The sequence below is a fragment of the Kitasatospora sp. NPDC089509 genome, from assembly GCF_044749365.1.
In the GTDB taxonomy this organism is placed as follows: Bacteria; Actinomycetota; Actinomycetes; order Streptomycetales; family Streptomycetaceae; genus Kitasatospora.
The window spans coordinates 168430-190050 of the sequence record NZ_JBIVHS010000018.1 but is presented as its reverse complement, the minus strand read 5'-3'; the positions used below and the strand labels follow the sequence as shown (position 1 = coordinate 190050).

Below are 21621 nucleotides of genomic sequence, written 5' to 3'. Positions count from 1 at the left end.
GGAGCCATGAGAACAGGTCCCGGCAGCCGGACAGAACAACCCGAGGACAGCCCAGCAGGGCGTCAGTCAGTGGCAGAGCCACGACCACCGGAACCTGAGTATCAGCATCAATGTCAGTGGCGTCTGCTCGACTGCTCCCAGGACCGAGACGAGGGGGTGGCAGTCGGGATGGGTGTGCTGACCGACTACTTCCGTGCGCCCGACGCGGCCGCGGTGGCACGGGCGTTGGAGCTGACCGGGGGTGCACGGCCGGAGTTCCGCGCCGGGCCGGGCGGGGGGTCCGACGACGGGGGCTCGGAGGGCGGAGGGTTCGACGGCGACATCGGCCGGGCCTTCGACGGCGTCGAGGCCAAGCGGGTCGATCCGGGCGTGGTGCTGGGGCAGCTCGTCGCGGCGATCCGGGCGGAGCCGTGGCGGGTCGACCTGGTGGCGGAGGTGCCGGTCTGGCCGACCACTCCCCCGCCCGGGCCGGACGGGCCGGCCGGCGGCGAGGACGATCCATGGGCGACCGGCCCCTGGGTGACGGAGCTCGACGAGGCGACCAGGGACGCGCTCGCCGGGGTGGCCGACGACCGGATACCGGAGGCCGTCCGGCGGTGGGCCGAGGCGGAGGAGTGGGACGGCGCGGATCCGACCGATCTGCTGCCGCTGGCCGAGGAGTTGATCGCGCTCGCCCGCCGGGCGCGGGCGGCGGGCGAGCGGCTGTACTGCTGGATCTGCCTGTAGCGGCCGCTCCGCGGGCCCGGCCGGTTCAGCCGGTTCAGCCGGTGATCGGGGTGGCGCCGGTCGCGGCGAGGGAGACGTCCCAGAGCCGGGCCGCCGCGTCGGGGTCGAGGGCGTACGGGCGTACGCCGCCGTCGTCCATCGGGTCGCCCGGGGCGGCGAGCCGGGCGACGTCGCAGTCCTCCAGGTAGAGCCCGCCCCTGCCCGCCAGGAGCGGGGAGGTCGCCGCCCACAGGCCGGTGGCGGCGCCCTGGGAGGGGGACTTGAAGTCGGCGCCGACGACGGTGCCGTGCTCGTCCACCCAGCCGCGGTCGATCTGCTCCCGGAGCGTCAGCTCCCGCTGCAGACCGGTGATGATCTTGCCGGGGTGGAGCGCGAAGGCCCGTACGCCGTCGGCCCGTCCGAGTGCGTCCAGGTGCGCGGCGAACAGGACGTTGGCGGTCTTGGACTGGCCGTACGCGAGCCACTTGTCGTAGCCGCTGCGGAAGTGCGGGTCGTGCCAGCGGATGTCGGTGAGGGCGTGCCCGGCCGAGCTGTTGACCACCACCCGGGCCCCGCGCGCCGCGAGCAGCGGGTGGAGTTCGCAGGCGAGCACGAAGTGTCCGAGGTGGTTGGCCGCGAACTGCTCCTCCCAGCCCGGGCCGACCCGCCGCTCCGGGGTCGCCATCACGCCCGCGACGGCGAACAGCAGGTCGACGTGGTCGGTGGTGCCGGCGATCCGCGCGGCGGCGGCGCGCACGCCGGCCAGGTCGGTGAGGTCCATCGGGACGACCTCGCAGCCGTCGAGGTCCCGCAGCGCGGTGCGGGCGGCGTCCGGACGGCGGGCCGGGACGATCACCCGGGCGCCGGCCGCGCTCAGCGCGCGGACGGTCTCCAGGCCGAGGCCGGCGGAGCCGCCGGTCACCACGGCGGTCCGGCCGGAGAGGTCGACGCCGGCCGTCACGGCTTCGGCGGTGCTGGTGGCGGAGAAGGGCGAGCCGAGCGGCCGCTGGTCGTTCGTGGTCATGGTGAGGACGCTAGGAGCTCGACCGCGGTCTAGCTCAAGTCCTGTGGTCGGGGTGGAGCGCCCGCCGACCCGGGGGCCGGTGGACTCGGCCGGGGGCGGACTGGAACGCTGGGCGGCGGGGCGTCCCGTGTCAGCCCTTCGTACCGAGAGGACAGTGACGATGAACGGTTCGACCGTGTGGGCCGGTGACCAGGTGTCGTTCCGGCCCGCGGCCGAGGAGCACACCCACCAGGTACTGGACGTGCTCGACGAGGCGGCCGGCTGGCTGGGCGACCGCGGCATCCGCCAGTGGCCGGACCGCTTCCCGCCCGCGTGGGTGGCCGGGGCGATCGGGCGCGGCGAGACCTGGCTGGTGGACGTCGGCGACAAGACCGCCGGGACGGTCACCCTGGACTGGGCCGACGCCCTGTGGGCGGACGTCGGCGGCTCGGCGGGCTATGTGCACCGGCTGGCCGTGCGCCGGTGGGCCCGCGGACTGGGCGCGGTGGTGCTCGGCTGGGCCGAGGACCGGGCCCGGCAGCGCGGGGTGGACGCGCTGCGGCTGGACTGCGTCGCGCACAACCGCTCGCTGCGCGACTACTACCAGGGGCGCGGCTTCCTCCACCGCGGCGACGCGCGCTGGCCCGGCCTCCCGGGGCAGCGCACGGAGGACGTCCCGGTCCTCTGGATGAGCCGCTACGAACGGCCGGTCGCCCGGTAGCCGGCCGACGGCGACGAAGGGCCGCGCCGGACCGGACCGGACCTGAATATTTCAGGACGAGAAATATTCAGGCGGACGAATGCGTTCCGGTAGGACGTCGGCGCGGAGGGTCCGTGTCCGCGCGAGGCTGGAAGGAGTGCGCGCCGTGCGCGTCGAGATCTGGGGCGACATCAACTGTCCGTGGTGCTACGTCGGCAAGGCCCGGTTCGAACAGGCGCTGGCCGCGTTCCCGCACCGCGAGGAGGTGGAGGTCGTCCACCGCTCCTTCGAGCTGGACCCGCACGCCCCGCGCGCGGCCCGTCCGGTGCTCCCGCTGCTCGCGGCGAAGTACGGGCTGAGCCCGGAGCAGGCCGAGGCGGCGGAGGCCCGGATCGCCGAGAACGCGCGCGGCGAGGGCCTGCCGTACCTGTCCGCCGGGCGGGACGCCGCGAACTCCTTCGACATGCACCGGCTGCTGCACTTCGCGAAGGAGCAGGGGCGGCAGCCGGAGCTGCTGGACGCGCTGTACCGCGCCAACTTCGCCGAGGAGCGCTCGGCCTTCGACCCCGCGCGGCTGGTGGAGCTGGCCGTCGGGGCCGGGCTGGACGGCGGGGCGGCGGCCGCCGTGCTGGCCGATCCGCAGGCGTACGCGGACGCGGTGCGCGAGGACGAGGAGACGGCCGCCGCCATGGGGGCGACGGGCGTGCCGTTCTTCGTCCTGGACCGGCGGCTCGGGGTCTCGGGCGCCCAGCCCGCGGAGACCTTCACCCGGGCGCTGGAGCAGGCCTGGGAGAGCCGGGTGCCGACGGCGCTGGTCGCCCTGGCCGAGGGCGGGGAGGCCTGCGGGCCGGACGGCTGCGAGCTGCCCCAGCGGTGACCCGGCCCCGGCAGTGGGCCCTTCGGAGTGGGAAGTCGGCCGGGCCGACTTCCTGCTCCGAAGCTCCCGAGGACGAGCGGTGGCGGCCTCAGGCGCCCTTGCCGACGGTCTGGGTGAGCCAGGTGAACACGGACGGCACCAGCGGCTGCCAGGTGGAGGTCAGGTGCGGGCCGTTGACCTCCACCGGGGTGACGGTGGTCGGCGCCTTGGCGTTCTTCTGCAGCGCGAGGGCGTCCTCGTAGCCGTCGCCCTTCTTGCCGGTGGCGTACAGGGCGACGTTCGGCGGCGTCTGGGCGTGCTGGAGCAGGTAGACCGGGTTGGAGACCTCGCGCAGGTGCGGGTCCTTGGCGGTGAGCGAATCGGACTCGCCCATCGGGTCGTTGTACCCGGAGAGGCTGACCCCCGCGTGGTACCGGTTGGGGTGCCCCAGCGCCAGCCGCACCGCGCAGTGCGCGCCCGCCGAGTAGCCGGCCACCGCCCACCGCTCCGGCCCGGGCTCGGCCCGGAAGTTGTCCAGCACCATCTGCGGCACGTCGCGGGCCAGCCAGGTCTCGGCGTTGACCTTGCCCGGCACGTCCGCGCAGCCGGTGTCGGTGTGCCCGCCGAGCAGCACGACCCGCGGCGAGACCAGGATGAACGGCGCGACCTGCCCGGACTTCATCAGCGGCGCCAGCTGCTTGGAGACGTTCATGCTGCCGAACCAGGCGCTGGACGAGCCGGGGAAGCCCGCGAGCAGCTCGACCACCGGGAACTTCTTGTCCTTGTAGGCCGGGTCGTCGTACTGCGGCGGCGTCCAGACCAGCACCTCGCCGTCCACGCCGGACACCCGGCCCTTCAGCTGGGTCGTCTTCACGTCCTTCGGTACCGCGCTGTCGTCCACCGGCCCGAACTGCTGCGTCACCTTGGGCTGTTCGGGCCCGTTCGCGGCCGCCGTCGCATCCGCCGGGGGCGGGACGGGCACGGCGCGGACGTGGCTGCCGGTGCCGAGCAGGTCGTCCCAACTGCTGTACAGCTGGTTGTCGTTGTTGACCACGACGAACACCAGCGTCACCGCCGTGACCTGCGCGAAGAGCACCATCAGCAGCCGGGAGCCGAAGCGCAGGGCCTGTGGCCCGCGCACCCGGTTCCAGAGGTACATCAGCAGGGCCACGGAGAGCGGGAGGAGGAGCAGCGAGAGGACGAAGAACGGGGTGCCGGTCAGCTTCACACCAGCTGAAACGGGTGTGTACGGGTGTTCGGTTGCACCCGGGGCGGGACGAGTGGGGCACAGGAAGTCGGACGGGCCGACTTCCCGCGCCGCGAGCCCGTCAATGCCCGGGCGACGCGCCCTCGGGCGGGCGACGCTCAGCGGTGCGTGGGCGCACAGCCGGTATCTGTTGGCGCATGATCACCTCACGTGGGTGGCTCCGTGCAGCCACCGCCCTGCTGAGCGCCGCCGCCGTCCTCACCCCCGCCGCCGCACCCGCCGCCGCGGCCGGCCGGGCGCCCGTCGAGTACGGCAACTGCGGCATCGAGACCGGGTACATCTGGACCGACCACACCCCCGTCAACGGCCTGCTGGACCAGGGCAACTGCCTGGCCCCCGGCGGCCGGGTCCTCAACGAGGACGGCTGGACCGCCACCCTGAAGTACCAGTCGGACGGCAACCTGGTGCTCTACCGCTGGGACGGGGAGGCCCTGTGGTCCAGCGGCACCGCCGGCCAGCCCGCCTTCCGCGCGAGCATGCAGAACGACGGCAACTTCGTGCTCTACAACCCGGACGGTGACGCGTACTGGGCCACCGGGACGAACCGCTGCCGGGCGTTGTACGAGATCAACCAACTGCACGTGGAGAGCGATGAGAACGTGGTGATCTACCGCTACGAGCGCGGCACGGACGACCGCCAGGCCATCTGGGACATCCGGGGCAACGTGTACTGCTAGGTGCGCCTTGGGTCGTGATCCGCGTACGCGCCCTAGCGGGACGGGAAGGGCGTCGGGGTCCCGGTCGGACCGGAGCTGCCGAACGTCATCGGGGTCGCCGTCGGGCCGGCGGTCGGAGCGGCGGTGGCCGTCGGGCCGGAGGTCGGGGCCGTCGTCGGGTCGTAGCCGGAAACCGACGTCGGCGCAGAGGTCGGGGCGGTCGTCGGGCCGGACGTCGGACCGGACGGCGGCGGCGCCGTCGGACCGGACGGGCCGGACGTGCCGGACGTGCCGTTGTGCGTCGGCGCGGCCGGCGCGCCCGATCCGCCGGGGGTGCCCACAGCCCCCGGAGTCCCCGGCGTCCCCGGCCAGGCCCCGGGGGTGCCCCCGGACGTCGGGGCGTCCGTGGGGAAGTCCGTCGGTCCCCCCGTCGGACCGGACGTGGGACCGGAGCTGGGCGTGGACGTGGGCGTGGAGGCCGGGGGGGTGCCGTGGTGCTCCTGGGCGGCGAGGGCGACGGGCAGCCCCACGCAGACCCCCGCGAGCAGCAGGAGCGAGCCGCCGGCCATCAGCGCCGCCCGGGCCCGGCGCCGGGCCCGCAGCAGGGCCTGCAGGCGCTCGTGGTGGTGGGGGCCGAAGGGGACGTGTTCCTGGGTGTCGCGCATCATGCGGGCCAGCTCCTGTTCGAAATCATCCATGGGTTCCTCCCTCACCTCGCCGACTCGCTGGCCTCGGTCAGAGCCTCCCGCAGCTTCGCCACCCCGCGCGACGTCAGGGAGCGGGCGGTGCCCACCGGGCAGCCCATCACCTCGGCGACCTGCCCCTCCGGCAGGTCCTGGTAGTAGCGCAGGACGACCGCGGCCCGCTGGCGGGCCGGCAGGAGCGCGAGTGCGGCCTCCAGCCGGGTGCGTTCCTCCACGACGGCGGCCAGGTCCTGGCTGCCGGGCGTCTCGGGCAGCTCCTCGGTGGGACGCTCGCCCCACCAGCGCCGGCGGGCCGAGCGGGCCGCCGCACGGACCAGGATCTGCCGCAGGTAGGCCTCGGGGGCCTGGCCCGCGACCTTCGGCCAGGCGGACCACAGTTTGAGGAGCCCCTCCTGCAGCAGGTCCTCGGCCCGGTGCCGGTCCCCGCCGGTGAGCAGGCGCGCGAGGTGGAACAGCGCCGACCAGCGGGCCTCGACGAACTCATCGAAACCGTCCGCTCGCGACTGCCTCATCCAGCACCACCTTTCCGTCCTCCGAACGCCTGCACCTGTGAAAAGACGTTGGAGCCCGGCCCGCTATGCACCTCCGCCCTGTGAACTGGGTCACGGCGCGGTCGCCGAGCGATGGCGACGGGCCCGGCACGGACGGTCGGACGTGACCGGCGGGTGCTCTACCCTTGCGCTGGTCGCGGATTCGGTCAGGGGGTTGCGGGTGAATGCGGTGCTGCGGGCCATTCATCGCTGTGATGAAGCCCCCGTCGTCGTCATGGACGGGTTCGAGTCCGCCGAGGATGCTCTCGCCGGTTCGGGCCCGAGCGTCACGGTCACCGTGTGCGACAGCCACCGTGGAGCGGCCGAAGCCTGGCTGGAGGACTTCCACCGGCTGCTGCGGGCGTACGAGAACGTCGGCCAGCGCTGTGGATGGGTGCACGACTTCCGCGAGCCGGAGGTCGTTCTGCGGGCCCATGTCGATGCCTGGCTCGGCCGACTGGGCGGCCTGGACCTCGCGGACCACGACGGCTGGGCGGCCTACCTCTCGGCGGCGCACGAGCGGCTCTGCACCCTGCACGGGCTTGAGCCAGGCCATCTCAAGGACGACGGGGCGGTGGCGTGGGTCGGTATGGCCGCCCTCGAAGCAGCCCGCGGCCGCTTGCGGGCCGCGCTGTACTACCTCGGCCACGCGGAGGCCCTCGCCGGCATGGGCTTGATGGTCGGCAGCCCGAGCGCCTGCTGCTGAGTGGCGCCCCGGCTTCCGCTGCCACCGCACGCCGGTGGATGCCGGGCCCGGCACCGCGGGTTCAGCCCGAGGAGCCGATCCGTTCGGCCAGGGCGACGATGATCCCCGCGGGGCCACGGAGGTTGCAGAGCCGGTAGGCGTCCCCGTACTGCGCCACCCCGCCGAGGAGTTCGGCCCCGTGGCGGCGCAGGCGGGCAATCGTGTCGTCGATGTCGTCGACGGCGAACATCACCCGGTGCAGGCCCAGGGTGTTGGGCGGCGGGTCGACCGGGGCGGGGGTGATTGCCTCGGGGGCGTGGAACTCGCTCAGCTCCAGCTTGCCGTGGCCGTCCGGGGTGCGCAGCATCGCGATGGCGCTGCGGGCCCCGTCGAGGCCGATCATCTCGTCCACCCAGGGGCCCTCGACCTGCGTCTCGCCCTCCAGTTCCATGCCGAGCTCGGTGAAGAAGGCGACGGCGGCCGCCAGGTCGTCGACGACGATGCCTACGTTGTCCATCCGCTGGATCGCCATGAGGGGCTCCTTCTGCGTCGCGGTCCGATCCGGTTACTGCTACACCCGGAACGGAGCCGGCGCCGGGTTCTCGACGTCCGGGAGTGTCGGGGCCGCCGGTCAGTCGTAGAAGAATTGGCGCAGGTCCTCGACCGAGCCGGGGCCGAAGAGGAAGGCCTCCGCCTTGACGACCTCGGCGACCGGCGGCGGGCCGGTGGTGGGGAGGGCGTCGCGCCAGAGCTCGCCCTGCTCGCCGACTGCGTAGACGCCGGACAGCAGGACCGCCATCCCGGCGGGCCGGGGCGGGGCCGCGCCGGTGACGGGCGTCAGCTCCCAGCCGCCGGCCCCGGCGGCGAGCCGCAGCACGGCGGCCCAGCGGACGATCCGGGCGAGCCGGGCCGGCCAGGGGAGTTCGGTGGACGAGGGCGGGCAGCCGACGGTGGCGGCGGCGATGTCGTCGATCATCCGGCGCTCGGCGTCGCTGCGGATCCACCGGCCTTCCTGGGAATCCTCGACGGCGGCGTCCCACCACTCCCAGGCACTGTCGAGGCGGCGGCTGAACTCGTCCATGCGGCGAGGGTTTCACACCGGCGAGCGCAGGTGGAGGCGGGTGGCGGGCCAGGGGGCGTTGCGGCCGGCGGCCTCGCGGTAGGCGATGCGCTGGACGGAGAAGAGCAGGCGGTGGAGGTCGAGGGCGGCGTCGGAGCTGTCGGCGGCGAAGCCCAGGCGGAAGAGGAAGGCTTCGAGCTCGGGCCAGTCGAAGTCGTCGGGGACGGGCGGGGTGACGGGGGTGGGAGTGAGGGAGTTGAAGGCGGCGGCCACCGCGTACTGGGTGGCCGCGAGGGCGTTCTTGAGGGCGGGGTCGAGCATCTCAGGGCTCCTTGTCGTCGGCCTTTGCAACGTTGAGCGCGGTGATGACGCCCAGGGCGACGGTGGCGAACGCCAGGGCGAGGAGGACGAGGAAGGCAACGGCGATCAGGAACCGCACGGGCGCTCGCGGTCTCGGTCGGTGTCGAGGAGGAGGGTCAGGAGGTTCAACAAGGTCGAGGCGGGCGCCGTGTTGAAACGGACCAGGACGCGGCCGTCGAGGGTCTTGTCGGTGGTCGCGGAGGGGAAGATCAGGCCGAACTTGCGGCCGCGCTCGTGGAGTTCGGCGAGGAGGGTGCGGATGTGCTCGTCGGTGTAGGCCCGGATCCGGGGGTCGGTGGGCTGCATGGGGTTGCGAGGACGGTTCACGCGTGGGGCTCCATCTCGAACCAGACGGCCTTGCCGTGCTTGCGGGGGTCGACGCCGAAACGGTGGGTGAGGGCACGGACCAGGTGGAGGCCCCGGCCGGAGGTGGCCAGCGGGTCGGCGGGGAGCTGCGGCTCGGGCGGGAGCACCGGGCTGTCGTCGCAGACCAGGACGCGGAGGCGGGCCGGGGAGAGGGAGAAGGTGCAGAGCGGCGCCGGGCTGTTGGCGTGCTCCCAGGCGTTGACGACGAGTTCATGGAGGGCGAAGTCGGCGTCGGAGATGAGGGAGGGCGGCCACCCGGCCGAGGAGAGGAGGTCGGAGAGCTCGCTGCGAGCGGGGGACCAGTCGGGAGGGTTGAGAGCACACATGAGAGACCCCAGGGATGGGAGAGGAGGGGAATCGACGAAGCTGACACTTCGTCATGTGATCGGTGCAACACTGAGAGTAGGGCTGGAGGTCTTACGCGTGCAACCTGAACGCCGAGAAACCTCGCCCGACTTGGCTAAGCTCACTCGTGTGGGTGGAGACTGGCCCGACACGGAAGGAACGCGTCTTGGCACTCAGGACCCAAATCAGCGAACGGCAGCGGCGGTTCGGCGCCGAGCTGAGAAGGTTGCGCGAGGCAGCAGGCCTGGCGGTCAAGGATGCGGGCGCACTCATCGGCATCGTCGGCCCGCAGCTCAGCCACATCGAAGCCGCCCGGACCTCGCTCGATCCCGAGCGACTCATGGTTCTGCTCGATGGCTATGGGTGCACGGATAAGACCTATATCGCTCTGCTGCGCGAGCTCGGCACAAGCGACGGAAAGGGCTGGTGGACCGAGTACAAGGGGAAGGTCCCGAGCCTCGCCCTGGATCTGGCCGAAGCGGAATCCCGCGCAGTCCGGCTGCACAGCTACGACTCGCTCTACATCTCCGGCGTCCTACAGCTGCCCGAGTACGCGATGGCGATCTACGAAGGAGCCCTCGGAAGTCCATGGGCACCCGAGACACAGGTTCGCTTCCGCATGGATCGGCAGAGGATCCTCACCCAGGACAAGCAGTTCAGCTTCGTCATCCATGAAGCTGCGTTGCGCATGCGCTTTGCCGGAGACGCAGTGATGCGGGCGCAGCTTCTCCACTTGCTCGGAACTGCAGAAATGCCGAATGTCAGCATCCAGGTGCTGCCTTTCACCGCACCCAAGCATGCGCCGCTCTCAGCCTCTTTCCTGTTCTGCAATCCCGGATGCCGCGAACTATCCACGATCATCCTGTCCGGACCCAAGCGAACCGAGCACCTTGGCGATCCGACCGAGGTTGATGCCTACGACCGGAAGTTCCAGCAGCTGAGCGAGCTGGCACTACCGCCTGTCAATCACACCGACGCCATGCATAAGCTCGATACGCGTGACTCTTGGGGGCTCATTCACCACCTCCTCTACGAGCTTCAGACATGAAAGGCGTCCGATGTCCCACCTCGTCTGGCAGAAGTCGTCGCATAGCGACGCAGAAGGCGCCGACGCCTGCCTCGAACTAGCGCAAGGAGAACGGGATCTCCGCTACGTTCGCGAATCCGACGACCCCTCCCTCACCATCACCACCTCGGCCACCAAGCTCCGCGGCTTCCTCCTCGGCGCCAAGGCCGGCGAGTTCGACCACCTCGCCTGAACCAACCCTCCTTCCCCGCCCGCTCGTTGGCCCCCAACGAGCGGGCGGGTTCATCTCACCCGCCCGGACTGGAGGACGAAACCGGTGAAGTACCCCGTACGTGAGGGCCTGGCCAACGCTCGCCACTCCGCCGTGCACCTGGAGATGCGCGACAGCTACACGCCGGACGATCCGGAGTTCGCCCGCTGGCGCGCCGGCCACCGGTACGCCGGCGACCCGGCCGAACTGCCCGACTGGTGGGGCGCCTGGGCCGACCTGGTCGCCGAGACCACCGGGCGCGGCGTGGTCATGCGACGGGCCCGGATCGTCTCGGAGCCGGTGACGGACTACATCCGGTACGAACACGACCTCACCTTCGCCAACGTCGCCGCAGGCGAACTGGTCCGCTGGCTGCCCCGGCGGCGCGCTGCCGACATCGCCCTGCCGGGAACGGATCTCTGGATGTTCGACGGATCGGCCGTGCTGTTCACGTACTTCTCCGGCGCGGGCGAGGTCGTGGACAGGGAGTTGCGCACCGACCAGGCCGCCGTGGACCTGGTCGGCTCCGCTTTCGAGACCGTCTGGGAACGGGCCACGCCGCACGAGGACTACAAGCTGACCTGACCCCTGATGTCCGTCTCGGGATCGTCCCACGTCCAGGCCGCCCGGCGCGTCCTCGCAGATCGCCTTCGGGAGATGTGCAAGGACGCCGGGCTGGACGGCAAGCAGCTTGCGGCGTCGTGCGGCTGGCATCCGTCCAAGGTGTCCCGGATCGCCGGAGCCAAGACCTCGCCGTCCGCCGACGACCTGCGCGCATGGTGCCGCGCGTGCGGCAGAGAAGACCAGGAAGCCGACCTGGTGGCCTCCCTTCGAGCCGTGGAAGGCATGTGGGTCGAGTGGCGCCGCATGGAACGCGCGGGACTGCGAAGGGCGCAGGAAGCCGTACTGCCCCTGTTCGAGCGGACGCGCTGGTTCCGGGCCTACTCGTCGTGGCTCGTTCCCGGGCTCCTCCAGACTCATGGCTACACCGAGGACGTGCTGCGCGCCGTCCAGCTCCGGCGAGTGCCGGTCGATGACGTGGCCGATGCCGTGGCCGTCCGGATGGAACGGCAACGCGTGCTCCGTGAGGGGCACCGGCGCTTCGCGTTCCTCCTGGAGGAGTCGGTCCTTCGCAACGGGCTCGGCGACGCCGACACCCAGACCGAGCAGCTTGAGCGGCTGATCACGGCGAGCGCTCTGCCGAACGTCAGCGTCGGGATCGTCCCCACCCGGCTGCACCGCGCACGGATGCCCGTGGAAGGGTTCTGGATCTTCGACACGACCCAGGTGAACGTGGAGCTGGTCTCCGGGCACCTCACCCTGACACAGCCGACCGAAGTGGCGATGTACGCCGACACGTTCGCCGTACTGGCCGACCTGGCGGTGTACGGCTCCAAGGCTCGCGGGTTGATCGCGGCCGCGATTGCTTCGATCGGGTGATGACGTGCAATCCCGCAGAATCGCCTGGATCCCACCTCACTTCCCTCCCTAGCGTGTTGCCATCGATTCCAGCGACTCCGAGGGAGTGGCCGACCATGGGCACGCACGGTGATGGCAAGGGCGGCGAATCCGGGGACAAGAAGCAGTCCCCGAAGGAGTCGGACGGGCAGTGGACCAAGCCCGTCACCAACCCGCCCAAGAAGTGAGTCCGAACTGATGGACCAGTACGCACAGTTGCTAGCGACTCTCACCGAGTCCGGCGCGCTGGGCGAGGAGTGGCGGGGCGCCTTCGAGCGCGCCCCGCGCTCTGCCTTCGTGCCGGACGACATCTGGGTCGAAGACACCGAGGCCCCCAACGGGTACCGCTTGCTCAGCAAAACCTCGGACCCGGTCGGCTGGAGGGCGGAGGTCGACTCCGGCCGACAGGTCGTCACCCAGCTCGACGACGGCCGGACGGACGGGCCCGGCGTCGCCACCTCGTCCGGGTCCATGCCGTCCCTGGTCGCGTCCATGCTCCGCCACCTGACCGTCGCGGACGGCGACACGGTGCTCGACATCGGCACCGGCACCGGCTGGACGAGCGCCCTCCTCTGCTGCCGACTCGGCGACGACGCCGTGACCACGATCGAGGTCGACCCTGCGGTGGCCGCCGCTGCCGGGGAACGCTTGGCGGAACTCGGGCTCAAGCCCCACCGAATCGTCGGAGACGGCCTGCTCGGCCACCCGGCCGGTGGACCCTACGACCGCATCCACTCGACGGCCGCCGTTCAGCGGGTGCCGCTCGCGTGGGTCGAACAGACCCGCCCAGGCGGCATCATCGTGACCCCCTGGGGCACCCCGTACGCCAACGCCGGGCTGCTCCGGCTGGAGGTCGGCGAGCCGGGGCAGGAATCACACGGGCGATTCGTGGGCGACGTCTCCTTCATGTGGATGCGGGCCCAGCGCCCCCATCCGGTCGCGACTCCGGACCAACCGCCGGACCACCGGGGCCCGTCGCCGCTCGACCCCGACCTGGCGGAGGAGAACGTCCACGCGGCGTTCGCCATCGGCCTGCGGGTGCCGGGCGTCCGGACCCTGCACAGCTGGCAGGCGGCCGACCCCTCCGGCACCCACCGCTTCCACCTCTCGGACGATGCGGGCTCCTGGACCTCCGCACGCTTCCACGACTGGGACGGCGCCGACGCCGTTCACCAGACCGGCCCCCGCCGCCTGTGGGACGAGGTGGTCGCCGCACACCGGGCCTGGCTGGAGGACGGCAGGCCGGAGCTGACCCGCTTCGGGCTGACCGTCACGGCCTCCGGCGATCAGCTCGTCTGGCTCGACGAACCCGGACACCGCGGCTTCCCCCTCGGGGCCAAGGCCGGCGAGTTCGACCACCTCACCTGAAACCCCGTCCGGGTCGTTGGCCCGCCAACGACCCGGACGGCCCCGAATCCGTTGACAGGCCCCCGACACCTCCGCTTGGCTGGCGCTTCCAACACACCGTCACACCAGGGGGATTCACCATGCGCAAGATGCTGATCGCCGCCGCCAGCGGCCTCGCGCTCGCCGCCACGCTGCTCTTCGCCACCGCGCCCGGCAACGCCGCGCCGGCGCCCGCCACCGTGCCGCACACCCAGATCGCCGGGGGCTCCGGCAGCGGCTGCTGCTGACGCGCCACCCCGAAGCCCTGCCCGCTCGTTGGCCTCCAACGAGCGGGCCCGGCTGTCGCCTCAACGTCTTGTTTATCGCTCTCCGCCAGGATCATCCCCGTCACCGGGCGCCCGACCACACTCACGGGCGCCCCCACTTGCGAGAGAGGCAGCACGGGGAACATGAAGACGACGAAGACGATGCGGCACATGGCCATGACGGCGACAGCCGGCATCCTGGCGCTGACCGGGACGATGACGGCGGCGGGGACGGCACAGGCCGACTCGCTCGACCCCGAGCAGCAGCCCCGGATCACCGTGAACGACCCGTTCGTGCTCTACCAGGGCCAGTCCCTCGACACCGGCAAGACCCGGCTGATCCTGCAGAGCGACGGCGACCTCGTCCTCTACCGGACCGACAACCGGTACGAGCGGAAGTGGTCGATGGACACCAAGGGCTGCGGCAACCGGGCGATCCTGCAGGGCGACGGCAACTTCGTCGTCTACGGCAACTACAACAACAACGTCTGCAAGGCCACCAACACCTACAAGGACTCCCCCAACGACCGGGCCACCCTGGAGGTCTGGGGCTACGGCGGCCTCCGGATCAAGTACACCTCCCGGTTCGAGAGCAGCGGGGGCACGGTCGAGCTCAAGAGCACCGACCCGTACTAAACCGCCTCGACCGCCGACGACTCGGGCGGACCCGAATCCATTGACAGTCCTCCGCCACCTCCGCTTAGGTGAGCCCCGAACCGATCAACCATCAGGGGGACCTCACCATGCGCAAGATGCTGATCGCCGCCGTCGGCGGCCTCGCGCTCACCGCCACGCTCCTGTTCGCCACCACGTCCGGCAACGCCGCCCCGGCGCCCTCCCCGCACTCCCAGCTCGCCGGGGCCGTCGGCGGCGGCTGCTGCTGACGTACCACCCGCCGACGCAGAGCCTCCGCCCGGAACGGCGGGGGCGCGCGCTCGACGCACGGGCTTCGTCCGGACCTCACCCACAGGGGGGACGTCGGGCATGCGGCCCGAGGCTGCGGGTAGAGCCGCTTCGTCCAGCCGCTTCACCGGAAGGAACAGCCGTGCGCCGTATCGCCGCACTCGCCCTCGGCACCTGCGCCCTGCTCGGGATGCTGACCGTGCCCGCCGCAGCAGCCACTCCGTCCACTCCGTCCGCCCGCGACGGGGGCGTGGGCTTCTGCACCTCGTGGCAGATCCTGACCGGAACGTGTCCTTACACGAACGGCTAGGACGTCCACCCGCCGACGCAGCCGGACGTGGCAGGCGGACGGGCCGCCCGTCCCTCCGGCTCGCCGACGCCCGGATGAGACCGGGCGCAGGCGAGGGCGGGACGACCCCCACGGCCGTCCCGCCCCCTTTCCGCACTGCGCCCCCGGGTGTTCAGCAGGGCTCGGCGGTGCGCCCGAACTTCGTCGACCAGACCGCCTTCCAGTTGTTGTCGCCCGCCGCGTGCCCCTTGTAGAGCACGAAGTTGCCGTCGGTCTGCATCCGGCCCCACACGTAGGAACTGCCGCACTGGTAGGTGCCGCTGCTCCACGCCGGGTTGCCGTCGCCGTCGTACACCACGAAGTTGCCGTCGGCCTGCATGACGGCCTCGCCCGTGCTGCGGCCCTGGGTGCCGGAGTTCCACAGGATGTCGATCACCGTGTCGCCGTCCTGGCAGTCGTTGGACGCCGCGCACCGCTCGATCATCTCGACCAGCGAGCTGAAGTCGGGCGCGCCGCCGACCTCCGGCGGGATCCAGGTCTTCCAGTGCGAGACGACCAGGTTGCCGTCCCGCTGGTAGCTGATGACATCGGCCTCCTCCGTGGTCACCAGGCCCGAGCTGCCGTACTGGATCGGCGAGGACATCCGCTCGCCGGCCCGCAGGCACATGCCCTGGGTGAGGTGGTCCCAGCCGGACGGCACCCCCGAACAGCCGGGCGCGGACGCGCTGCTGGGCGCCGCGGAGACGAGGTTGAGCGCGAGCGCGGCGGCCGCCACGGCGGTGGCGGCGAGGGCTCGCAGCGGGCGCTTCGTGCGGGCGCCGACGGTGGCGCCCGCGGTTGCGGTGGTGGTGTTCTCCATGGCCCGAGACTCCCGCGGCCCGGTTGACGTGTAATCGACAAAGGTCCGTACGCAGGTCGGCCCCGCACCCCGCCGTCACGTCCATCGTCCGTCTACCGCCCTCCGCCACGATCGGCTCCACCACAGGGCGTCCGTCACTTCCACGGGCGCGAGCACACGCGAGAGAGGCAGCACGGGGACATGAAGACGAAGAAGACCCTCCGGCACATGGCCATGACGGCGGCGGCCGGACTCCTGGCGCTGACCGGGACGGTGACGGCCGCGGGGAGCGCGCACGCGGACATCACCCCGCCCGACCAGGCTCCGCAGTTGTCCGTGGACGCCCCCTTCACCCTCCTCCAGAACCAGTACATCGAGACCGGCTCCACCCGGCTGATCCTCCAGAGCGACGGCAACTTCGTCACCTACAAGACCAACAACGGCCAGTACACGGCGGTCTGGGCCGCGCCGAACACCTGGGGCTGCGGCGTCAAGGCGATCCTGCAGCCCGACGGCAACCTCGTCGTCTACGGCAACAACGCCTACGTCTGCTGGTCCAGCAACACCAAGCAGTTCAACAACGGGGTCTCCATGAAGCTCTGGGGCTACGGCGGACTCACCCTCTACTTCAGCTCGCCGGCGCGCGGCCTGTCCTGGGCGAAGATCGCCAGCACCGACCCGTACTAACCGACCCGTACGGGACCGACCCGTCCTAACCGACCCGTACGAGACAGCCCCACCGCCCGGCCCCGGTCGTCCACCGACCGGGGCCGGGCGGCCGTCCGGAAGGCCGGCGCCTCAATGCGGCGTTTATCGTCCGTCTACAACCTCACGCCATGATCATCCCCACCACAGGGCGCCCGTCACTTCCACGGGCGCGAGCACGGGCGAGAGAGGCAGCACGGGGACATGAAGGCGAAGAAGACGATGCGACGCACGGCCATGGCGGCGGCGGCCGGCGCACTGGCGCTGGCCGGAACGGTGGCCTCGGCGGGGACGGCCCAGGCCGACAGCTCGGTGAGCATGAGGGAGCCCGGGATCCTCTACCAGGGCAGCAGCCTCAACACCGACGACACCCGGCTGATCCTGCAGCTCGACGGCAACCTGGTCATCTACCGGAACTACCAGACGCCGAACCCCGTCGCGGTGTGGTCCGCCGCGGGCACCTGGAGCTGCGGCTACAAGGCGATCATGCAGGGCGACGGGAACTTCGTCGTCTACAACGCCTCCAACAAGGTCTGTTGGGCCAGCAACACCTTCAAGTCCGACCCCAACAGCACGGCTTCCCTGGTCGTCTCCGACCACGGCGGCCTCACGGTCCAGTTCTCCTACCCGCCCCGCGCCAGCACCGCGACCATCACCGTGCGCAGCACGGACCTGTACTGACGCCGACGCCGCCGACACCGTCGCCGGTGCCCGCCTCAGCCGCGCTCCGCGAACCAGCGGACCAGGTCGGCCACCGACCACTGCGGCCGGGCCGCGAGGCGGGTCGCCGCCGTCCGCAGCAGGACCGGCAGGTACCCGCAGAGCGCGGCCAGCTCCGCCACCGCGTCCGGCTCCCGGCGGATGCGCTCCGCGCCCACGATCCGGGCCAGCAACTCGTAGGCGTCGTGCGACTCCAGCGGTCCCACCGCCAGTCGCACGACGCCGCCGGGCAGCACCCCCGGCTCCGCACCGGCCACCACCGCGGCGCAGCCCGGCACCCCCGGGAGCAGCGGAGCCGGGTCGGCCACCCCGTCCAACACCACCAGGACCCGCCGCCCGGCGAGCAGCTCGCGGAAGCGCCCACCCAGCCGGTCGGCCCCGGCGTCCGGGGCCGGCCGCTCCCCCAGCGCGCGCAGGAACCCGGCCAGCACCGGCCCGGCCTCACCGCCGGCCGCGTACAACTGGCCGTCCGGGAAGGCGTCCTGCACCGCGTGCGCCACGTGCACGGCGAGCGCCGAGGCGCCGCTGCCGGACGGCCCCGACAGGCCCACCACCGGCGCGGCGCCGGAGCGCAGCACCTGCTCCGCCTCCTGCGCCAGCTCCGCCCGGCCGACCAGGTCCCGGATGTCCGGCGGCAGCTGGCAGGGCCGGGGCAGCGCCCGGACCGGCGCCGCCACCGGCTCCCCGGACCGGATCCGCTCCGCCAACTCGGCGACCGCGGCGCCCGGTTCGAGGCCGAGTTCGCGGTCCAGGCGCTCCCGCAGCTCCTCGTACGCCGCCAGCGCCTGCGCCGTCCGGCCGCAGCGGTGCAGGGCCAGCAGGTGCAGCCGGTGCACCTCCTCGTCCTGCGGATGCCCGGCGGCCAGCACCGCCAGCGGCTCCACCGCCTCCGCGTGCCGCCCCAGCGTCACGTCCAGGTCCAGCAGTGCCTTCACCGCCGCGAAGCGGCCGGCCGCCAACCGTTCCCGGGCCCGCTCGGCGAACGCCCCCGGCACACCGTCCAGCGCCCGGTCGCCCGTCCAGGCGTCCAGCGCGCGCCCCAGCAACTCGCGCGCCCGCGACGGCTCCCGGTGACGCAGCGCGACGGCCTCCGCCACCGCGGCCTCGTAGCAGAAGAGGTCCACCGTGTCCCGAGGCACCGCCAGCCGGTACCCGCCCGCCGCCGCCACCAGCAGCTCGGGGGCGCCCAACGCCCGCCGCAAGCGGTGCACATGGGTGCCGATCTGCCCGACCGGATCCTTCGGCCAGCGGCTGTCGTCCTCCCCCCACAGGCCCTCGACCAGCCGGTCCGTCGGCACCAACTGCCCGGGGGCGAGCAGCAACGCGGCCAGCACCGCCCGCTGCTGCGGACGACCGAGCTCGATCTCACCACCGTCGCACCGGGCGCTCAACGGCCCCAGCACGCGGAATTCGAGCCGCACAGCCCACCCCTCGAACACTCGGAATCCGGTCCCCCCGGTGCACAATCTGTGACAGAGCATATGTCGCCGGAAGACAGGGGCGCCGCTGCCGGGACGGAAGTGGCGGGATACCGGCGTACGAACGACTTTCAGGACGGGACATGACTGACACGGGGGGCGCCGGACTGCGCTTCGGACTGCTGGGCCCGCTGCGGGCCTGGTACCGCGAACAGGAACTGAAACTGGGCCGGCCGCAGCAGCGCGCCGTGCTCGCCGTACTGCTGGACGCCGCCGGCCGCACCGCCGCCGTCCCGGTGCTGGTCGAGGGGGTGTGGGGCGGGGCCGCGCCCGCCGACCCCCGCAAGGCCGTCCAACTCGCCGTCTCCCGGCTGCGCACCGCGTTCCGCCCCTACGCCGGGGACGACCCGGAGCGGATGCCGCTGATCCGGGTCGGCGACGGCTACGCGCTGCGGGTGCCCGAGGCCGAGGTCGACGCCCACGCCTGGCAGGCCCTGCTCACCGAGGCCGAGGAACTGCGCCGGACGGACACGCCCGCGCAGGACGTCCGGGAGGTCCTGCTCCGCGCCCAGCGGCTGTGGACCGGCGAACCCCTCGCCGGACTCCCCGGACCGCACGCCGAGGCCCTTCGCGCCCGGCTCGCCGAACAGCGGATATCGGCCAAGGAAACCCAGCTCGAACTGGACGCCGAACTCGGCGACCGCACCGACCTGACCGCCGAGGCCGCCGCCCTCGCCCTGGAGCACCCCGGCCGCCCCCGGCTCACCGCCGTCCTGATGCACGCCCTCTACCAGGCCGGCCGCAAGGCCGAGGCGCTCGCCGTCTACGAGGACGCCCGCCCCACCCTGCCCGCCGACCGGCCCGGACCCGCCCGGCTCCAGCTGCGCATCCTGCGCGAGGACGCCACCCTGCTGCCGCCCAGGGCCGAACCCGAACCCGCCGCCGACACCTGGCAGGCCCCCGACCAGCTGCCCGGCGGACTGCCCGACTTCACCGGCCGCACCGAGGAACTCGGCGCCCTCGCCGACCAGCTCGGCGGCGCCGGCGGCCGGGCCGTGGTGGTCTCCGCCCTGGACGGCATGGGCGGCGTCGGCAAGACCACCCTCGCCGTGCACCTCGCCCGGCAGGTCCGCGACCGCTTCCCCGACGGACAGCTCTTCGCCGACCTGCGCGGCGCCGACCGCACCCCGACCGACCCCGGCGCCGTGCTGTCCGGCTTCCTGCGCGCCCTCGGCATCGCCCCCGACGAGATCCCGCCGGACACCGGCGAACGCAGCGCCCTCTACCGCTCCGCCCTCGCCGGACGCCGCGTCCTGGTCGTCCTCGACAACGCCGCCACCCCCGACCACGTCGAACCGCTGCTGCCCGGCGCGGCCGGCTGCGCCGTCCTGATCACCAGCCGGCTGCGGCTCACCGGCCTCTCCGGCGCCCACCACCTGCGACTGGACACCCTGCCGCCCGCCGAGGCCCTGGAACTGCTCACCCGGATCGTCGGCGCCGAACGCGTCGCCGCCGAACCGGAGGCCGCCGACGAGGTCGTCCGGGCCTGCGGACTGCTGCCGCTCGCCGTCCGGATCGCCGCCTCCCGGCTCGCCGCCGACCCCGCGCTCACCCTGGCCGGGCTCGCCGAAGGACTCCGCCACGAACACCGCCTCGCCGAACTCAGCGACGGCGAACGGACCGTGGAGGCCACCTTCGCCCTCTCCTACCACCGCCTCGACCCGGAACTCGCCCGCGCCTTCCGGCTGCTCTCCCTCCCCGAGGCCCCCGACCTGCCACTGCCCTGCGCCGCCGCGCTGCTCGGCCGCACCGAGGACGAGGCCGACCGGCTCCTCGAAACCCTCGTCGACCTCAACCTGGTGCACTCCCCCCGGTTCGGCCGCTACGGCTTCCACGACCTCGTCCGCGACTACGCCCGCGGCCGGCTCGCCGCCGAGGAGCACCCCGCCGAACACACCGCCGCCGCCGACCGGTTCATCGACTTCTGCCTCGCCACCGCCCGCAACGCCGACCGGGCCGCCCGCAAGGCCGAGGACGCCGAGATCAGCCTGCTCGACGCACCCGTCACCGCCACCGGCCGGCGGATCCCGGACGGCGCCGCGGCGGTCCGCTGGATGCGCGACCAGGCCGAGGCCCACGCCGCCGCCATCGCCCTCAGCTGCGCCGACCCGGACCTGCCGCTCGACCGCGCCGCCGAACTCGCCGACCGGATGGGCGCCGTGCTCGCCGAACGCGACCGGACCGGCGTCATCGTCGACCTGGCCGGCCGGCTCGCCGAGGAGGCCGAGGCCCGCGGCGAACGCGGCCCGCTCGCCCTCGCCCGCTACCTGCGCGGCACCATGCTCTGGCACATCAACCGCTACGCCGAGTCCGAGGCGGAGATCCGCCGGGCCGTCGACCTGTGCACCGACCCGCGCACCGAACGGGTGCTCGCCAAGGCCCTGATCAACCTCGGCGGCAACGCCCGGATCAACGGCCGCTACGCCGAGGCCGCCGAACACGCCAGCCGCGCCGCCGAACTGTTCCACCGCCTCGGCGCCCGACGCGCCGAGGGCAGCGCGCTCGGCGAGTTCGCCTTCAGCGCCGCCCAGACCGGACGGCTCACCGAAGCCCGGGACGCCGCCGAACGCAGCGCCGAGCTGATGACCGACTCCGGACCGGTCTCCGCCGCGATCGGCCGCTACTACCTCGCCCGGGTCCTGCGGCTGTGCGGCGACCCGGAGACCGCCCTCGCCCACGCGCTCGGCGCCCGGGAGGAGTTCGCCACCCTCCAGGTCACCGTGTTCGAGGCCGCCGCCGGGGACCTCGCCGCCCGGATCCACGCCGAGGCCCGCCGCTGGCTGCTCGCCGCCGACCTCGCCGAGGCCGTCCTGCCGCAGGCCCGCCGCACCAGCGCCGCCCTGGAGGCCGCCCTGCTGCGCACCCTCGGCACCGCGCTCACCGGCCTCGGCCGCCCGCGCCGGGCCCGGGCGCTGCTCACCGAGGCGCTGGAGGTGTACCGGCGGCTCGGGCTCACCGAGGACGCGACCCAGGTCGAGGGGCAGCTCGCCGAACTCGGCTGACCACCGGCTACGCGCGTCAACCGGAGGTCCGACCGCACGCGTCGACCGGCGCCTCGGTCGCA

At 72.7% G+C, this 21621-nt stretch carries 28 protein-coding genes; 17 read left to right on the top strand and 11 right to left on the bottom strand.

Features of this window, described 5'->3' with window-relative positions:
- The first annotated feature begins 168 nt into the window (after window positions 1–168).
- Entirely contained in the window at window positions 169–726 is a 558-nt protein-coding gene (locus tag ACIP4P_RS31095; RefSeq protein ID WP_400924147.1) for a hypothetical protein, read from the top strand.
- A 34-nt stretch (window positions 727–760) separates the two neighbouring features.
- Here the strand turns inward: ACIP4P_RS31095 and ACIP4P_RS31090 are convergent, their stop codons facing one another.
- Window positions 761–1729 (bottom strand): oxidoreductase, encoded by a 969-nt coding sequence (locus ACIP4P_RS31090; protein ID WP_400924145.1) that lies wholly within the window; start codon window positions 1727–1729, stop codon window positions 761–763.
- Between the two features lie 160 nt (window positions 1730–1889).
- On the opposite strand from ACIP4P_RS31090, the gene ACIP4P_RS31085 reads away from it, so the two are divergent.
- Complete coding sequence (locus tag ACIP4P_RS31085; protein WP_400924143.1) at window positions 1890–2429, top strand: GNAT family N-acetyltransferase; 540 nt, start codon at window positions 1890–1892, stop codon at window positions 2427–2429.
- A 145-nt stretch (window positions 2430–2574) separates the two neighbouring features.
- Window positions 2575–3285 carry a DsbA family oxidoreductase gene (locus ACIP4P_RS31080; RefSeq protein WP_400924141.1) on the top strand — a complete coding sequence of 237 codons (711 nt, stop codon included), beginning with the start codon at window positions 2575–2577 and terminating at the stop codon, window positions 3283–3285.
- An 88-nt stretch (window positions 3286–3373) separates the two neighbouring features.
- On the opposite strand, the gene ACIP4P_RS31075 is transcribed toward ACIP4P_RS31080, so the two are convergent.
- On the bottom strand, window positions 3374–4492 hold the full coding sequence (locus tag ACIP4P_RS31075; RefSeq protein WP_400924138.1) for an alpha/beta hydrolase: 1119 nt from the start codon (window positions 4490–4492) through the stop codon (window positions 3374–3376).
- A gap of 176 nt (window positions 4493–4668) precedes the next feature.
- Between ACIP4P_RS31075 and ACIP4P_RS31070 the strand changes: the two genes are divergently transcribed.
- Window positions 4669–5208 carry a hypothetical protein gene (locus tag ACIP4P_RS31070; protein WP_400924136.1) on the top strand — a complete coding sequence of 180 codons (540 nt, stop codon included), beginning with the start codon at window positions 4669–4671 and terminating at the stop codon, window positions 5206–5208.
- A gap of 32 nt (window positions 5209–5240) precedes the next feature.
- Here the strand turns inward: ACIP4P_RS31070 and ACIP4P_RS31065 are convergent, their stop codons facing one another.
- Both ACIP4P_RS31065 and ACIP4P_RS31060 read right to left on the bottom strand, forming a co-directional pair.
- On the bottom strand, window positions 5241–5885 hold the full coding sequence (locus ACIP4P_RS31065) for a hypothetical protein (RefSeq protein ID WP_400924134.1): 645 nt from the start codon (window positions 5883–5885) through the stop codon (window positions 5241–5243).
- A gap of 11 nt (window positions 5886–5896) precedes the next feature.
- Complete coding sequence (locus tag ACIP4P_RS31060) at window positions 5897–6403, bottom strand: SigE family RNA polymerase sigma factor (protein WP_350516880.1); 507 nt, start codon at window positions 6401–6403, stop codon at window positions 5897–5899.
- Window positions 6404–6656: 253 nt separating this feature from the next.
- Here ACIP4P_RS31060 and ACIP4P_RS31055 point away from each other — a divergent pair, with 253 nt between their 5' ends.
- Window positions 6657–7127 carry a hypothetical protein gene (locus tag ACIP4P_RS31055; RefSeq protein WP_400924129.1) on the top strand — a complete coding sequence of 157 codons (471 nt, stop codon included), beginning with the start codon at window positions 6657–6659 and terminating at the stop codon, window positions 7125–7127.
- A 61-nt stretch (window positions 7128–7188) separates the two neighbouring features.
- On the opposite strand, the gene ACIP4P_RS31050 is transcribed toward ACIP4P_RS31055, so the two are convergent.
- From ACIP4P_RS31050 to ACIP4P_RS31030, 5 genes are all read right to left on the bottom strand, one after another.
- Window positions 7189–7638, bottom strand: a complete 450-nt coding sequence (locus ACIP4P_RS31050) for a VOC family protein (protein WP_400924127.1) — start codon at window positions 7636–7638, stop codon at window positions 7189–7191.
- 99 nt (window positions 7639–7737) lie between these two features.
- Window positions 7738–8187, bottom strand: coding sequence for a hypothetical protein (locus ACIP4P_RS31045; protein ID WP_400924125.1), 450 nt, complete (start codon window positions 8185–8187; stop codon window positions 7738–7740).
- Window positions 8188–8199: 12 nt separating this feature from the next.
- On the bottom strand, window positions 8200–8487 hold the full coding sequence (locus ACIP4P_RS31040; protein ID WP_350516883.1) for a hypothetical protein: 288 nt from the start codon (window positions 8485–8487) through the stop codon (window positions 8200–8202).
- A 105-nt stretch (window positions 8488–8592) separates the two neighbouring features.
- Window positions 8593–8853 (bottom strand): hypothetical protein, encoded by a 261-nt coding sequence (locus ACIP4P_RS31035; RefSeq protein WP_400924123.1) that lies wholly within the window; start codon window positions 8851–8853, stop codon window positions 8593–8595.
- On the bottom strand, window positions 8850–9218 hold the full coding sequence (locus ACIP4P_RS31030) for an ATP-binding protein (protein ID WP_400924121.1): 369 nt from the start codon (window positions 9216–9218) through the stop codon (window positions 8850–8852). Before ACIP4P_RS31030 ends, ACIP4P_RS31035 begins: the two co-directional genes overlap by 4 nt.
- 185 nt (window positions 9219–9403) lie before the next feature.
- Between ACIP4P_RS31030 and ACIP4P_RS31025 the strand changes: the two genes are divergently transcribed.
- The 9 genes from ACIP4P_RS31025 (at window position 9404) to ACIP4P_RS30985 (ending at window position 14837) form a co-directional block, all read left to right on the top strand.
- Window positions 9404–10285 carry a helix-turn-helix domain-containing protein gene (locus ACIP4P_RS31025; protein ID WP_400924119.1) on the top strand — a complete coding sequence of 294 codons (882 nt, stop codon included), beginning with the start codon at window positions 9404–9406 and terminating at the stop codon, window positions 10283–10285.
- A gap of 10 nt (window positions 10286–10295) precedes the next feature.
- On the top strand, window positions 10296–10496 hold the full coding sequence (locus tag ACIP4P_RS31020; protein WP_400924117.1) for a DUF397 domain-containing protein: 201 nt from the start codon (window positions 10296–10298) through the stop codon (window positions 10494–10496).
- An 84-nt stretch (window positions 10497–10580) separates the two neighbouring features.
- Window positions 10581–11099: a DUF6879 family protein gene (locus ACIP4P_RS31015; RefSeq protein ID WP_400924115.1), complete on the top strand. Its 519-nt coding sequence runs from the start codon at window positions 10581–10583 to the stop codon at window positions 11097–11099.
- Window positions 11100–11105: 6 nt separating this feature from the next.
- Window positions 11106–11954: a helix-turn-helix domain-containing protein gene (locus tag ACIP4P_RS31010; protein ID WP_400924113.1), complete on the top strand. Its 849-nt coding sequence runs from the start codon at window positions 11106–11108 to the stop codon at window positions 11952–11954.
- A 216-nt stretch (window positions 11955–12170) separates the two neighbouring features.
- A complete protein-coding gene (locus tag ACIP4P_RS31005; RefSeq protein WP_400924111.1) occupies window positions 12171–13340 on the top strand; it encodes a methyltransferase domain-containing protein in 1170 nt (389 codons plus the stop codon).
- 119 nt (window positions 13341–13459) lie between these two features.
- Complete coding sequence (locus ACIP4P_RS31000; RefSeq protein WP_400924109.1) at window positions 13460–13606, top strand: hypothetical protein; 147 nt, start codon at window positions 13460–13462, stop codon at window positions 13604–13606.
- Between the two features lie 162 nt (window positions 13607–13768).
- Entirely contained in the window at window positions 13769–14260 is a 492-nt protein-coding gene (locus ACIP4P_RS30995; RefSeq protein ID WP_400924107.1) for a hypothetical protein, read from the top strand.
- Between the two features lie 107 nt (window positions 14261–14367).
- Window positions 14368–14508, top strand: a complete 141-nt coding sequence (locus tag ACIP4P_RS30990; protein ID WP_400924105.1) for a hypothetical protein — start codon at window positions 14368–14370, stop codon at window positions 14506–14508.
- Between the two features lie 161 nt (window positions 14509–14669).
- Complete coding sequence (locus tag ACIP4P_RS30985; protein ID WP_400924103.1) at window positions 14670–14837, top strand: hypothetical protein; 168 nt, start codon at window positions 14670–14672, stop codon at window positions 14835–14837.
- A gap of 151 nt (window positions 14838–14988) precedes the next feature.
- On the opposite strand, the gene ACIP4P_RS30980 is transcribed toward ACIP4P_RS30985, so the two are convergent.
- Window positions 14989–15675 (bottom strand): hypothetical protein, encoded by a 687-nt coding sequence (locus tag ACIP4P_RS30980; protein ID WP_400924101.1) that lies wholly within the window; start codon window positions 15673–15675, stop codon window positions 14989–14991.
- Between the two features lie 180 nt (window positions 15676–15855).
- Here ACIP4P_RS30980 and ACIP4P_RS30975 point away from each other — a divergent pair, with 180 nt between their 5' ends.
- Window positions 15856–16341, top strand: coding sequence for a hypothetical protein (locus ACIP4P_RS30975; protein WP_400924099.1), 486 nt, complete (start codon window positions 15856–15858; stop codon window positions 16339–16341).
- A gap of 222 nt (window positions 16342–16563) precedes the next feature.
- The gene (locus ACIP4P_RS30970) at window positions 16564–17040 is read left to right on the top strand and encodes a hypothetical protein (RefSeq protein ID WP_400924097.1); all 477 of its coding nucleotides are present in this window, start codon (window positions 16564–16566) and stop codon (window positions 17038–17040) included.
- 35 nt (window positions 17041–17075) lie between these two features.
- On the opposite strand, the gene ACIP4P_RS30965 is transcribed toward ACIP4P_RS30970, so the two are convergent.
- Entirely contained in the window at window positions 17076–18500 is a 1425-nt protein-coding gene (locus tag ACIP4P_RS30965) for a BTAD domain-containing putative transcriptional regulator (RefSeq protein ID WP_400924095.1), read from the bottom strand.
- 140 nt (window positions 18501–18640) lie between these two features.
- Between ACIP4P_RS30965 and ACIP4P_RS30960 the strand changes: the two genes are divergently transcribed.
- Window positions 18641–21559: an AfsR/SARP family transcriptional regulator gene (locus ACIP4P_RS30960; RefSeq protein WP_400924093.1), complete on the top strand. Its 2919-nt coding sequence runs from the start codon at window positions 18641–18643 to the stop codon at window positions 21557–21559.
- Window positions 21560–21621 lie beyond the last annotated feature (62 nt).